Source organism: Candidatus Bathyarchaeota archaeon (genome assembly GCA_026014725.1).
GTDB lineage: Archaea > Thermoproteota > Bathyarchaeia > Bathyarchaeales > Bathycorpusculaceae > Bathycorpusculum.
In genome coordinates, this window is sequence record JAOZHV010000026.1 from 326,441 (window position 1) to 339,961 (window position 13,521).

The 13,521-nt window shown below is 45.0% G+C and carries 13 protein-coding genes and 1 tRNA gene; 8 read left to right on the forward strand and 6 right to left on the reverse strand.

The features are described 5' to 3' along the window. Nucleotides 1-200 precede the first annotated feature (200 nt). The gene (locus NWE95_05815) at nucleotides 201-1,553 is read left to right on the forward strand and encodes a hypothetical protein (protein MCW4003410.1); all 1,353 of its coding nucleotides are present in this window, start codon (nucleotides 201-203) and stop codon (nucleotides 1,551-1,553) included. On the opposite strand, the gene NWE95_05820 is transcribed toward NWE95_05815, so the two are convergent. The 4 genes from NWE95_05820 to NWE95_05835 are packed head-to-tail and all read right to left on the reverse strand — an operon-like array spanning nucleotide 1,554 to nucleotide 6,243. After that, a complete protein-coding gene (locus tag NWE95_05820; GenBank protein ID MCW4003411.1) occupies nucleotides 1,554-2,939 on the reverse strand; it encodes an aspartate ammonia-lyase in 1,386 nt (461 codons plus the stop codon). It abuts the gene before it with no gap. Between the two features lie 16 nt (nucleotides 2,940-2,955). After that, nucleotides 2,956-3,678, reverse strand: a complete 723-nt coding sequence (gene sdhB / locus NWE95_05825; protein MCW4003412.1) for a succinate dehydrogenase iron-sulfur subunit — start codon at nucleotides 3,676-3,678, stop codon at nucleotides 2,956-2,958. A gap of 1 nt (nucleotide 3,679) precedes the next feature. Further along, complete coding sequence (gene sdhA, locus NWE95_05830; GenBank protein ID MCW4003413.1) at nucleotides 3,680-5,407, reverse strand: succinate dehydrogenase flavoprotein subunit; 1,728 nt, start codon at nucleotides 5,405-5,407, stop codon at nucleotides 3,680-3,682. A 29-nt stretch (nucleotides 5,408-5,436) separates the two neighbouring features. Continuing rightward, on the reverse strand, nucleotides 5,437-6,243 hold the full coding sequence (locus NWE95_05835) for an HD domain-containing protein (GenBank protein MCW4003414.1): 807 nt from the start codon (nucleotides 6,241-6,243) through the stop codon (nucleotides 5,437-5,439). A gap of 411 nt (nucleotides 6,244-6,654) precedes the next feature. On the opposite strand from NWE95_05835, the gene NWE95_05840 reads away from it, so the two are divergent. Next, nucleotides 6,655-7,095, forward strand: coding sequence for a 30S ribosomal protein S12 (locus NWE95_05840; GenBank protein MCW4003415.1), 441 nt, complete (start codon nucleotides 6,655-6,657; stop codon nucleotides 7,093-7,095). 7 nt (nucleotides 7,096-7,102) lie between these two features. After that, a complete protein-coding gene (locus NWE95_05845) occupies nucleotides 7,103-7,690 on the forward strand; it encodes a 30S ribosomal protein S7 (GenBank protein ID MCW4003416.1) in 588 nt (195 codons plus the stop codon). A gap of 51 nt (nucleotides 7,691-7,741) precedes the next feature. Here the strand turns inward: NWE95_05845 and NWE95_05850 are convergent, their stop codons facing one another. Then, complete coding sequence (locus tag NWE95_05850) at nucleotides 7,742-8,926, reverse strand: 50S ribosome-binding GTPase (protein MCW4003417.1); 1,185 nt, start codon at nucleotides 8,924-8,926, stop codon at nucleotides 7,742-7,744. A 136-nt stretch (nucleotides 8,927-9,062) separates the two neighbouring features. Here NWE95_05850 and NWE95_05855 point away from each other — a divergent pair, with 136 nt between their 5' ends. The 5 genes from NWE95_05855 (at nucleotide 9,063) to NWE95_05875 (ending at nucleotide 12,162) form a co-directional block, all read left to right on the forward strand. Further along, nucleotides 9,063-9,224: a hypothetical protein gene (locus NWE95_05855; protein ID MCW4003418.1), complete on the forward strand. Its 162-nt coding sequence runs from the start codon at nucleotides 9,063-9,065 to the stop codon at nucleotides 9,222-9,224. 166 nt (nucleotides 9,225-9,390) lie between these two features. Beyond that, on the forward strand, nucleotides 9,391-9,642 hold the full coding sequence (locus NWE95_05860) for a hypothetical protein (GenBank protein ID MCW4003419.1): 252 nt from the start codon (nucleotides 9,391-9,393) through the stop codon (nucleotides 9,640-9,642). Nucleotides 9,643-9,790: 148 nt separating this feature from the next. After that, a complete protein-coding gene (gene cobD / locus NWE95_05865; GenBank protein ID MCW4003420.1) occupies nucleotides 9,791-10,924 on the forward strand; it encodes a threonine-phosphate decarboxylase CobD in 1,134 nt (377 codons plus the stop codon). A 34-nt stretch (nucleotides 10,925-10,958) separates the two neighbouring features. Further along, a complete protein-coding gene (locus NWE95_05870; GenBank protein ID MCW4003421.1) occupies nucleotides 10,959-11,900 on the forward strand; it encodes a cobalamin biosynthesis protein in 942 nt (313 codons plus the stop codon). A gap of 154 nt (nucleotides 11,901-12,054) precedes the next feature. Further along, nucleotides 12,055-12,162, forward strand: a tRNA-Pro gene (locus tag NWE95_05875). A 72-nt stretch (nucleotides 12,163-12,234) separates the two neighbouring features. On the opposite strand, the gene NWE95_05880 is transcribed toward NWE95_05875, so the two are convergent. Beyond that, on the reverse strand, nucleotides 12,235-13,509 hold the full coding sequence (locus NWE95_05880; protein ID MCW4003422.1) for a tyrosine-type recombinase/integrase: 1,275 nt from the start codon (nucleotides 13,507-13,509) through the stop codon (nucleotides 12,235-12,237). Nucleotides 13,510-13,521: the final 12 nt, after the last annotated feature.

The following is a 13,521-nucleotide window of genomic DNA, read 5'->3' on the forward strand; positions in this document are numbered from 1 at the left end:
CCGCCTTTAAATAGGGGGATAGGGGTAGTGGCAGAGCAAACACAACTTTTCTTAACATAGCGCCAAAAGTAAAATTAGGGGGGATAGAAAAATAGCGGTGGGTTATGAGCGGAGGATTATTTTGTTTTTGTGTTCTAGGATAAAATTTAATTAACGATTTGCCCTTTACATGTAGCTTAAACTGCAAGAGTTTCCTGAAAATGAAGATTTCCTTAAAACGAATCCTTTCTAAACGCTTGATTGTTGTTGTTCTTGCAGTTCTGCTTGCTTTATCAGCGTTTAACACTTACCTTATTCTTCAAGTAATCCCTTCATCTTCAAGCTCAGACTCAGTAATCTATGACTTTGTGCTATCCAAAAACGGTGATAGCTACCGATTAAAAAACGTCTTAACAGGATACATACGCGATGAATCAGCAAGCGCCTCAGTTGCCCTCAACTTGGCATTAACCGAAGGAAACTCCGTCTACATCAACCCAGGAATCTACACTCTAACCGAAGATGTGTTGCTAACAAACAAGGTTAACCCAAAAATAATCAGCGATGGAGCAACAATAAACGGCAACGGCAAAAAAATCATCATAAACGGCGATGACCACACAACCTCACGCTACGCAACCATCTCAGGTTTAACCCTCATCAACACCACCATAAGAGTCGAAGACTCCTTTGCAACAACCATCCAAAACATAATCTTTGAAAACACAACAACAGGCATAGAGTTCGCCAACACCAAAACATGGAGCGAATACAACAAAGTAGAAAACTGCCAATTCTACAACACAACCGAAGGCATCGCTTTCCGAACGCCCACAGAAAACGCCACAGGCTCATACGCAAGCTCCCAAATCGAACGCTGCTCTTTCAACGTCATGGACTATTCAGTCGGCATCAAAATTGAACGTTTAGCAGAATTCTCCGACAGCCAAATCCAAAACGTAAGATTCTGGCTAGGCGAATACGGCAGAGCAAACCAAACAGCACTCTTCGTCGACGGTTCCATGTACCAAACCCTGCTCTTCGGCGTAGTGTTTGAATCCTTCGCAGATAATCCAGTTTACATGTTCGCCATACACCTTGGACCCAACTGTGATCCAGCACCAATCCTTGATGGTGGCGTCAGCTTTCTGGGCAACTGGACAGCGAGAGTCTACAACCCCCATAGCATCTGGATTTCAGCGGTTGGCAGCGTATTTGACCGAGAAAACGAGAACATTCCAGTGGGCACAAACAACCAGTTCGGAGAGAACGTGAGCATACAGGTTCGCCCGCTCAAAATCTTCAGTTTCAAACCTAAGATTGAGGTAGATGGAAGCTTCTTGAATAATGAAACTGTAACCGTTAGAATTCGTATAGAGTATATTGATAACGTAATATCAAACTCTGTTGTTCGGTCATTTACGAGCAGGGATTCATTATGGCTTACAGATGACGAAATGCTACGGTTGTTTCCCTCGCAAAGTGTAATTTGGGCGATATGGGTTGACGCGAAATCCAGCGCTCCCTCAACAGACGCAACCGTAAAAATTAGCGGTTACGGCACAGCAGGCTAATTATTTCTCATTCAACAAGTTTTTACGACTAAAAATTTTCTCCAGTTCCTCTAATGTCAGCAAGCCTTTTTCCAGCGCCACCTCTTTTACAGTACGGTTTTCAGCTTGGGCTTGTTTAGCAATTTTTGCGGCTTCCAGATACCCAATCTTTGGAGCTAAAAGCGTTGCTAATGAAGGATTTTTCTCTAAATATTGCTCACAGCGTTTCTCATCAACCGTAATGCCCTTTACACATTTTTCAGTGAACACTGGGAGGTAATTGCTCAAGATTTCAATGGAAAAAAGCATGTTGTACATTATTGCTGGAGTCATAACATTGAGGTCTAATTGTCCAGCTTGCACGGCTAAACTCACAGCCGCATCGTTACCAACAACTTGAAACGCAACCATGTCCAAGCATTCAGCCATCACAGGATTCACTTTCCCAGGCATAATCGATGAGCCAGGCTGCACAGGCGGCAACGTAATCTCATTCAAACCAGTAGTTGGACCCGAAGCAAGCAACCGCAAATCGTTAGCAATACGGATAAGCTCCAACGCCAACTCTTTAAGCCCACTTGAAACCGACTGCGCTGCCCTGTGACTCTGTAAAGCCTCAAAGTTGTTTCCAGCTGGTTTTAGCGGAAAGCCTGTCAACTTTGCCAGTTCCGCTATTGCAGGTTTCTTGTAATCTGGATGCGTGTTGGCGCCTGTTCCCGTGGCTGTGCCTCCCAAAGCTAGATAATACAAGTTTTCCTGCCGCTTTCGCAACTCAACACAAGCGTTAGCAACAGCAGAGCCGTAAGCGCCAAACTCTTGTCCAATAGTAACTGGCACAGCATCCTGCAAATGTGTCCTGCCAGATTTTAAAACGTGAGCGTTCTTCTTTGCCAACTCCTCAAAAGCTTCCGCAAGCTCATCAAGAGCTGAAAACAAAGGTTGCAGAACCATGAGAACCGAAACATGCAGTGCCGTTGGGAAAGTGTCGTTGGTAGATTGCCCCATGTTCACATGGTCATTTGGACTTACGGTCTTGTAATCGCCTTTCTGTTTCCCAAGAATTTCCAATGCCCTGTTAGCTAAAACCTCGTTAACGTTCATGTTAAACGATGTGCCAGCGCCCGCTTGGAACACGTCAACCACGAACTGGTCTAAAAGTTTGCCGCTGAGCACTTCGTCGCAGGCTTGAATTATGGCTTTAGCTATTTTGGGTTGTAGACAACCAACTTGAGCGTTAGCAGTTGCAGCGGCTTTTTTCACCAGCACATAAGCCTTGATAAATGGTAACGGCGCTTTTATGCCGCTGACAGGAAAATTCTCAGTTGCCCTCAAAGTTTGAATACCATAATAAGCGTCTTTTGGGATTCCCCTCTCACCCAATGGATCAATTTCTCTTCTGGTTTGCATTTGCCCTTCTCTCCAACTACTTACTTTTTGGTTGTTGCTCGTTGATTATCTTCTTTTTGGTTCTAAGTATAGCTTGAGTCACTTTAATGTTCTTTGGACAAACAAGCGTACACATGTAGTAACTTTTGCAGCCCCAAATACCATGCGGCTTTAGAAGCACTTCTGTGCGTTCTTTAACGTCCGCTGTTCTGGAATCGAAAATATAACGCTGCGCTCGCAAAATAGCGGCGGGACCAATGAATTGTTCGTCTTGTTCAGTCATCACGGGGCACGCGCTATAGCATAGACCGCACAGAATGCATTTTATGGCATCATCGAATTGGTTGCGTTCTTCTACTGTTTGAATTCGCTCTTTCTCTGGGAAATCGCTTTCTGCGTTTGACCATTGCGGGTTTATCGAGTCGATTCTTTGGTAGAACGGTGTTAAGTCAACGATTAAATCCTTAACTATGGGGAAGTATTTTAGTGGTTCAATCAGAATCTCTTTATCGCTGGCGTAATCTTTAACTAATTTTTGGCAAGCCAATGCTGCTTGCCCGTTGATGGTTAACCCGTCAGAACCGCAAACGCCGTGGGCGCAGGACATGCGAAAGCTCAGGGTGTTGTCTTGTTGCCAGCGGATTCTGTTTAGACAGTCAAGTATGCGTTCGTTGGGCTCTGCTTCCAAATGAAAAGTGTCATAGCGAGGTTCTTTGTTTGTCTCTGGGTTAAAGCGGTAAACCTTCAGTGTAACTTTCACGTTAGTACCTCCGTTTTTCAGGTGCAAACTTGCTGATGACAACGGGTTTGTAGCTTGCCTCAAGTCCAGATGGTGACTCACTAACAAGAGTGTGGATTAGCCATTGTTCATCGTTGCGTTCGGGGAAGTCCTCGCGAAAGTGCGAACCGCGACTTTCAGCACGTTTGAGCGCTGAAAAAACCACAACTTCAGCCACACGTAACATGTTATTTAGCTCGAAGGCTTCTTGCAATTCATAATTGAAAATCAAAGATTTATTGGTTAAGCCAACGTTTAAACAGCGTTTCTTGAGCTGACAGATTTTATTTAATGCATCTTTTAGGTTTGTGCTGTTTCTGAAAACACTACATTGCTCAGTCATCAAGCGCTGCATTTCTTCACGTGAAACTGTAACACTCTCGGTGCCTTTTGATTCAATTTTCTTGCTTATTTCATCAAGCAATATGCTTTCTGCTTGAAGAGGAAGTTGCTGCAATGTTTGAGTTTTCAACTCAGTCGCAATACTCGTGCCGGCTCTGTGCCCGAAAACAACTAAATCAATTAGGGAGTTGCACCCTAAACGGTTTGCTCCATGAACACTCACGCATGCGCATTCGCCCACAGCGTATAATCCCGGCGAAACGGTACCAACTGTATCCGTTAAAACGTGCCCATCAATATCGGTTGGAATGCCGCCCATAATGTAGTGGCATGTTGGAGCCACTGGAATCGGAGTTTCGCTTGGGTCAATGCCGAGGTAGGTTTTAGTGAATGCGGTGATTTCTGGAAGTTGGCGATTCAAGCGCTCTTTGCCAATTTCACGTAAATCTAAATGTACGTAATCTTTGCCGTCTATGCCTTTGCCTTGCCTTATTTCATTTAGGATAGCCCTTGAAACGATGTCTCTTGGCGCCAAATCCTTGAGCACTGGAGCATAGCGCTCCATGAATCGTTCGCCTAAACTGTTTCGAAGTACGCCGCCTTCTGCTCTTGCCGCTTCACTTATCAAAAGACCCAGTCCGTAAATGCCTGTTGGGTGAAACTGGACAAACTCCATGTCCTGCAAAGGCAAAAGTGCATCAAGCGCCAACGCAAAGCCGTCGCCTGTTGAGGCGAAGCCGTTGCTGGTGGTTTTGTAGATTTTGCCGCCTCCGCCTGTAGCTAAGACGACTGCTTTAGCGTGAAAGATTTGAGGGGTTCCTGTTGCAATGTCGTATCCAGCCGCGCCGCAACATGCGTTTCCTGAGAAGAGAAGTTTTAAGATGAAAACTTCATTGTGGAAAGTCACGCCTTTTTGTCGGCATTGGTCGTAGAGTGTGTCCATTATGGCTCTGCCTGTGCGGTCGGAAACGTAGCATGCGCGTTTTATTGGAGCTTCACCTTGATTTTTTGTGTGTCCACCGAATCGCCGTTGCTCAATTTTGCCTTCTTTATTTCGGCTGAACGGAACACCCATGTGCTCTAACGCATAAATGGCGTCTGGGGCTTCTTTGGCTAAGATTTCCGCAGCGTTTTGATCTGCAAGGTAATCGCTGCCTTTGGCGGTGTCGTACATGTGCCATTCCCAGTGGTCTTTCTCTTCATTACCTAGACTTGCCGCTATTCCCCCTTGAGCTGCCACCGAATGCGAGCGGGTAACGTGTACTTTGCTGACTACTGCAATTCTGCTTTTATTTTGTGATATTGTTAATGCTGTGTATAATCCTGCTATTCCGCCGCCGACAATCACGACGTCATAAGTATGAATCAATTGCTTTTTTGCCTCTGAAAAATTATGTTTTAGATTTCGAATTTTTCAATGATTCGGTTTTCTTTGGCGCCTGTAATTTCAGCAGTGACATGGAAGAATTGTGCGAGTCCTGATTTGATGATTCTGGGTTTTAGGAGTTCATCAATTTGGAAGACGCCTGCTGAATTTGACATTTTAATTTTTATAACAATCGGCTTTACCTGATTTTCAGCAACTTCCACTTCTACTTTCTCAATTGACAATGCTGATATTGAGTGAATATCGACTTTGCCTGCGTTGAAAGGAATACGTGCTCTTCCTGCTTCCATGTCTAGCGCGTCTGCGATTCCCACAATACCTGCTTCTTTAGTCAGTAACTTGTTTTCAGGTTCAGTGCTGGGCGGTTGCTCGTGAGAAACGATGGCGTGGAGAACTTCTGAGGTGATTATTGCTTTTTCCTCTATGTTGTAAGTTGGTGTTAGCAGGTCGTCTATGATGTCTTTGGCTAAGAGGGCACTGTATTGTTCATGGTTTAGTCTTTGGACCAACATGCCTAAATCGTGAAGGATTGATCCTAAAACCACAACCACTTCTGCATCTTCATTTTTCATATCATAGTTTTGCACTATGCTAGGCGTGATCAGCTTTTTTTCGATAAGTACGCGCAGAAGTTTTAGTGCAAGGTTAGCTACTATTTTAACATGGGTTGGACCGTGGTCAGTGTAGCCCATACGTTCAATCGCCATGACGTTGGCACATTTCCAGTAAGCGTGCAGTTTCTTGTTTTCTTTAACTTTTTCCATAACGTGTTTAAGTTTGGTGTTGTTCCTGTAGGGTATGTTGAAGGTATAGGACACTTTGCTTTTGCACTCCAATGATGATTATTCATGTAGAAGATTTAAACTTACATTCAAATTAAAAATCCATTATTGATTAACCCTTAAACAATGAATAAGCAGTATGGCAGAATGTTTGTTGCTCTGCCATAGAGCCTATCCCCCTATAAAAACGCGATTTTCAACATGCTAATGGCTTGAAAAAGCGCCAATAGCACCTACCCCCTATAGGTTTCTGCAATGAGTTTCTAATAGGCAGCAAATATGTGGTTGGAGGCTTCATATCGAATGATATTTTTCGATGTTGGTCTTGCTACTGTTTTATTTAGGGTAAAGTTAAGAAATTGCGCCAAATCAAGGGAGAACTCTTCGTTTTGTTTATATATGTGTTCTTTGACTATGCATGTGCAAAAAGTGAGGAATACATAAAGTATGGGTTCCAAGTCTCCAAGAGGCGAATTCGCCGCAAGGCAACTTGCAAAGAAACGGAAGAACTTCCGTTGGCACGATAGGTACTTTAACCGACGCATGCTTATGCTAGACGAAAAAGTAGACCCAATGCAGGGCGCACCCCAATCACGGGGCATCGTTCTAGAAAAAGTAGGCGTTGAATCCAAACAACCAAACAGCGCCATCCGCAAATGCGTCCGCACCCAACTCATCAAAAACGGCAGAACCATAACTGCATTCCTGCCAGGCGACGGCGCATTAAACGTAGTTGATGAACACGACGAAGTCACCGTAGAAGGCATCGGCGGAACCAGAGGAGGCGCAATGGGAGACATCCCAGGAGTACGCTGGAAAGTCACCATGGTCAACGGCGTATCCCTAAACGAACTCGTCTACGGACGAAAACAAAAACCAGCAAGGTAAACAAGGCATGTCGTCACAACTAGCCCAACCCCAAGAAATCAAGCTCTTCCAAAAATGGTCATTCAAAGACATTAAAGTCGAAGACATAGGGCTCCAACGCTACTTGAATTTAACACCTATGACCATACCTCATAGCATGGGACGCCACGAACACCAACGCTTCCGCAAAGCCAAAGTCAATATAGTCGAACGACTAATCAACGGCTTAATGCGGAGCGGCAAAAACGCAGGAAAAAAGGCCAAAGCAACCAACATAGTCAAAGAAGCCTTCGAAATCATCCACGTACGCACAGGCAAAAATCCCATCGAAGTCCTAGTTAGAGCAGTAGAAAATAGTGCACCATGCGAAGACACAACACGCATCAGCTATGGCGGAGTCGTCTACCATCTTTCAGTTGACGTAGCACCACAAAGGCGCATAGACCTCGCACTTCGCCACATAACCGAAGGCGCAAGAGCAGCCAGCATAAACAACCCACGTAGTATCCAAGAAACCCTCGCAGACGAACTTGTATTAGCCGCAGCCAAGGACATCAAGAGCGCAGCCGTAGCCAAACGTAACGAAATCGAACGCGTCGCACAATCCAGCAGATAAACAATATTTTCTTACTTTTTATTCAGATTGATCAATCAAAGAGCCAAAGTTCTAAACTTTAGTGTGTAATTCCACAACATCGCCATCATCTAAAACGAAATTCAAACCAACTTTCTTTGGACTAAAAGGCAAACGAGAAGCCCAAACCATAGCAAACAGAAAATTAGAAACAAAATCTTTGTGAATGTTCTTGGCTAAATCACCCACAGTGGTGCCGCGTTTGAGTGCAAAGGGTCTGCCAGTTGGCTCACGCGAACCAGGCTCCTTAGTATAAACCCGAATGATTCCTAATACTTCAATCAAAGCCTTACCTAACTCATCCACACCCGTCTTCTGCTCACAAGACATCGCAACCACAGGCAACTTATTATCCACATATTTTTTGAGTAAACGCAAATTATTCTCCGCACCTGTCACATCAAGCTTATTTGCAACTACCAATGCCGGTTTGTACGTGGTTGTCTCAAAAATCGCATCCTCCACATCATCAAGCGTAACGTTACCGCTGATTTTGACGATGGCATCGTTAATACGGTAGCTACGAAGCAAATCCTCAACCTCACGCATGGTACAGTCAACCAGCTTACCAAGCAAGATAATACGCAAAGCCGCTCCAGCGTGACGCCTGTCAATCTCCACTCGCCCACTTGGTCGACTCACCAAAACACGGCTCTTCTCTAACTCAGAAACCAAGAGCTCCAACTGCCCAATCGGATCATGCGACAAATCAACCATCAAAATTACCCCGTCCGCGTTCCGCGCGACCCCTAATGTCACAGGACCCCAAGCCCGTCCATCCCCGCTGCCCTCCATAACCGCGGGTGTCTCAACCACTTGAAACTGCACATCACCAAAATCCATAATGCCAGGAGTAGGCTCGCGTGTCATAAAGGGCGTAGCAGAAACCACCACGTTCGCGTTCGAAACCGCCTGCAAAAGGCAGCTCTTACCCACATTAGTTACGCCTAAAACGGCAATCTGCGCAGCACCCTCTTTCTCCACAAAAAGTTTGGGGCCACCACTGCTTTTGCCTGTACCCTTACGCTTCTTCTCTTCCAAATCATTCCGAATAATCGCGATTTTCTTTTTGATTTCGCCGCGAAGCTTAAGCGTACCCTTATGTTGGGGAACATACTTGAGAAACTCTTGCATCTTCTCCATCTTCTCCCGTGGACCACGGGCAGCTTCAACTTCAGCCCACTTGTCTAGTGCTTCAGGCGGCAAATTAGTTGGCATACAAACTTCCGCATAAGATACGCAATAACAACCATAAGAAAATTTCTAAACTAAACCCAGAAAAACGCTCCTTACAAAAATTAAAAATAACTCTTCAGACCATAATATTGTGAGGGTGTTTGTGGTGGAAGAGTATGTGAAGGGAGCTGCACCTGACCGGTGGCACTGGTTCAAAGAATGCAAGCAGTACCCTCGCGTAATTATCGAAAGACGCAATTGGCGACCTCGCTCTGATCTCTGCGATGAGTGCCAAGATATAGAGCGAAAAGCACTTCGGAAAGCACAAACCGTGCAGTAGGCAGGTTTCCTTCCATAACTAAAAATACACATTTCCAAAATGCACAGCGTAAGCGCCAACCCACAAAAGCCTCATCATGGTAGTTAGTGTCTGTATTGTTGCAATCACACATCTTTAAACCGAAAGTCGCCCGAATATCTTTAGGCTTATTCTGGAGGTGAAAACATTGGTTGAAATCGAAGTATGCAAAGCAACCCCATCAACCGAAGAAGAAACCCAAACCACAACCCTCGACATCAACGAAATGATCAACAGGGTACGCGATTTTGTAAACAGTATCAAAAACATGTACGGTAATGGGCAACCTATGGATATTACCGTGGAAGCATTCAACTTTTCTATAGGCAAAACAGGCACAGAATACGAGTTATCGGTGAAATTAAATCTAACGTTTAAGCCACATGGAAAAGCTACATAGCCCGTCATTTCTAAACAATTATGCTTTTCCCTTACTCTCGAAGGCTTCTCTGAAAATGATTTACGTGCTCTGACAGCTAACCAAACATTTAACAATCAGATTTAAAAGAAACGTAAGTATTAGCGCCATTAAGTGAAGGAAGAGTTAGATGAAGCCTGTTGAGAACCTAGTTAGGCGTAACATTAAAAACCTCAAACCATGCGTTCACGGCGCAGAAGTTTTAGTCGCCGCACAACAGAGCGGATTACCCCCAGAGCAGATACTGGATTTTAGCTCAAGCGTAAACCCGCTGGGGCCATCGGACAAGGCGCTTTCGGCAGCAAAACAAGCATTCAGCCAAATTGCGGCTTATCCAGACTCCAACTCCAACGAGCTAAGAGAAGTAATTGCAAGACATTTTAGCGGAATCAGCAAGAGCAACGTGGTTATGGGCAATGGGTCAACCGAACTCATGTATCTCTTCGCCGAATGCTTCATGAATAAGGGTGACACCGCGGTTATTCCAGCACCAACCTTTGGCGAGTACGAGAGTGCGGTGCTTAAAACTGGAGAAACAATCAAATTCGTCAAGCTAAACAAGAATTTCAACATTGATGAAGCCAACTTTAAGACACAGATGAAAAGAGCAAAAATAATCTTTCTTTGCAATCCAAACAACCCAACCAGCATACTGATTCCTCAAGAAATTCTGCGACGTATAATCGAGCAGGCACTAGAACAGGACAGCCTTGTCTTCCTAGACGAAGACTTCCTAGAGTTTGTTGAAAGCGAGAAAAATCTCTCATTGATAGGCGACATTAAAAAGTACCCTAACTTGTTTGTGCTTCGCTCGTTTACAAAAATTTATGGCTTAACAGGCTTGCGCGTTGGCTACGGCATCGCAGACAAAGACATTATAGATGTGATGTTGTGCACTAAGATTCCATGGAACCTTAACTGTTTAGCGCAAGCTGCCGCTGTCGCCGCTCTCAAAGATGAGGAACATCTTGCGGTGACGCGTGAACTCATCAAAAAAGAGAAAGCATGGTTGTCAAAACAGTTTAGCAAGTTTGAATCGTTTAGGTTTAGTGAGCCTGACGCAAACTTTTTCTTCATAGACATCCGCAAGTCAGGCTTAACTGCCACTGAACTCAAAGACAAGCTCCTGCGCAAGGGTGTCCTCATTCGTGACTGTACATCTTTTAGGGGACTTGACCCATACTTTGTCCGTATCGCCGTTAAAACTCATGAAGAGAATGAGAGATTAATTGCGGCGTTAAAACAAACAGTTAGGGCGATTTGATTGCACCATGTTCTGGCTTAACCTGTCTCTATTCATGGACTCGGTCCTTATTTTTGCCTTAGCCTTCGTAATTGACATGGTTTTTGGCGAGTATCCTGACAAGATTCACCCAACCATCGGCATTGGAAAAATTATTGCATACCTCAAATGCAAAGCGAAAAGCGCTAATCCACATATTGAGAAGGCAAACGGCGTCTTGCTGGCTTTAGTGATAATCTTGGTGGTTGCTTTACCAGTGTTCCTGTTGCTTTGGTGGCTTAGAGTGTCATTTGGTTCCATCCCCTACATTATTATGGGTGCAGTTCTGTTCAAGGCAACATTTGCTATAAAAGGCATGGGTCAATATACGCTGCCAATTGCTAAAGCGCTCAAACAGAACGATTTGAATGGAGCACGCAAATGGTTACCATACATCGTGCGTCGTGACCCAAACAGCCTCAACGAGCGCCAAATAATTTCCGCTGCTGTAGAATCCATTGCTGAGAGCACAACGGATGGGATTACTGCACCGTTCTTCTTTTTTGCTTTTTTCGGCGTGCCGGGCGCGTTTGCTTACCGCGTAATTAACACGTTGGATTCTATGGTTGGCTACAAGACAGCGGAGTACAAGAACATCGGCTGGTTTTCCGCCAAACTGGATACGTTAACGAATTATGTGCCTGCGAGGTTGACGGCTTACTTGATGGTTGCAGCCGCATTCTTGTTGCGAGAAGATTGGCGTGAATCATGGCGCATCTTGCAACGGGACAAGCATAAAACAGCAAGCCCAAACGCTGGCTACACGATTTCAGCTATGGCTGGAGCCCTAAACGTTCAACTGGAAAAGCAGGGCTACTACACGCTTGGCGATGACCATGGAATTTCAGCAGAACATATCCCGAAGGCTCTGCGGGTTATGACGGTTACAGCCGCTATATTTGGATTGGTTGTAATTTTGCCTGTTTTAGCGCTAAGAATCTATGTTGCTGGATTATAACCGTATATAAAAAGCAAGTCAAAAGGAAGCGTGTTGCTTTGCCAACCCCCCCTCCTTATATAACGGCTTGAAAATTTGTGTTGGCTATTTGCTTCGCCTGTTTTGGTTGCGGTAGTTTTATTATCTTGGTTTAGAAGCATGTATGCAGTCGCGCGGGGCCGTCGTCTAGCATGGATTAGGATACATGCCTGGGGAACGAACAAGGGCATTTGTCCGTCCAGAGCGCATGCGATCCTGGGTTCAAATCCCAGCGGCCCCACCACAACACCAGCGGCCCCTATTTATATAGGGTCTAACTGAGTTTAAGAGGCAAATATTCTCAGACATTTTCTGTTTACTTCCTTTTCTTGAAGATTTTAACTTCGTTAAATTCGCAGACGTAGTCGAACCCTGCTTCTACCAGTTTTTGGGCGTCTTGAACTGTTTTAGCAGTGGCAGAAAAATATTCGTCGCTTTCGAAGCTGATGAGCTGCGTGTAGAGTAGCGTGTTTTGGATGTTTCGGTGTCCAAGCATCTTCATGACGTGCAGGATGTCTTTGGTTTTGGCGTATTCCATGGTTGCTTTCCAGTGTCTTAGGGTGTGGAAGTGGATTTTGAGGATGCGGTCGTTTTTGAGTTTGTTGGCTATTTTGGCTCTTTGTAGTCTGAAGGCTCTGGCGAAGTGTCGGTGGCTGCATGCGAAGGGTTTGTCTTTGTTTCTTGGTAGGCTGTTTAGCATCATGATTAGGCGCATGGATATTTTGAGTTGGCGGGGGTCGCTTCCTTTTTCAGGCGTTATGTTGACGGTTTTGTTTTCGAAGTCGAAGTCGGTCCATTGTAGCATGAATGCTTCACCACATCGCATGCCTGTTTCTTTGAGCAGCTGCAGAAAGGTTGCAGTTTTCTTGTTGCATCCGGCTATTAGGTTGTTAATTTCTTCTTCGGTTGGTATGAAAGGCAGCTTTTTGACGGCCTGGTAGATTGGTTTTTTCCAGGTTAAGCCTTGCGATTTGAGGAAGCAGTCGTAGGTTTCGACGGCGATTTGTTTAGTTTTGGTTGTCCAGTTTTTCTGTTGGGCGATGGTTTCTTTGATTGATTCGGGGTCTTGTAGGTTGGCGCCTTTGTTTACGAGGGTTCCGAGGAGTCGTATTCTGCGGCTGATTGTTGATTCAGCGTAGCCTTCTTTTTGCATCCAGAAGGCGTGTTCAATGATTTTGCCTCTGTTTTCTTCGTTTCTTCGCGGAACCTGAGTTGTTTGTTGTTCCGCTGCCAAGTTTTTCGTCTCCGTGACGCATATTTGGCCGTTAGCTACTATGTTGGTTTGGGTTTTTAATGACTGCGTATCAACTGTTCTAACAGTTTCAACAGCTTGTTTGGCTCTCTTAAGGTCAGCTCTGTCCAAGAATCGATGACCGCACTCTTTGCAAAGCCAGCGTTGTATTCTATCCTCAAAAATTGTGTATTTGTTTCCATCGCGCCAGAGTTTGTTGCCGCCGCATTTTGGGCAGGATGGGTTTAGGGGGCTGGTGCCGGCAGAGCCGTCTGCATGCTCTGACTTACAAAGTTTAGAACCTGCTTTAGTGCCAAATATACCGTCTAGAGAAGGTATGTTTGGTGTAAGTTCAGCCATTTCCTCCCGCCC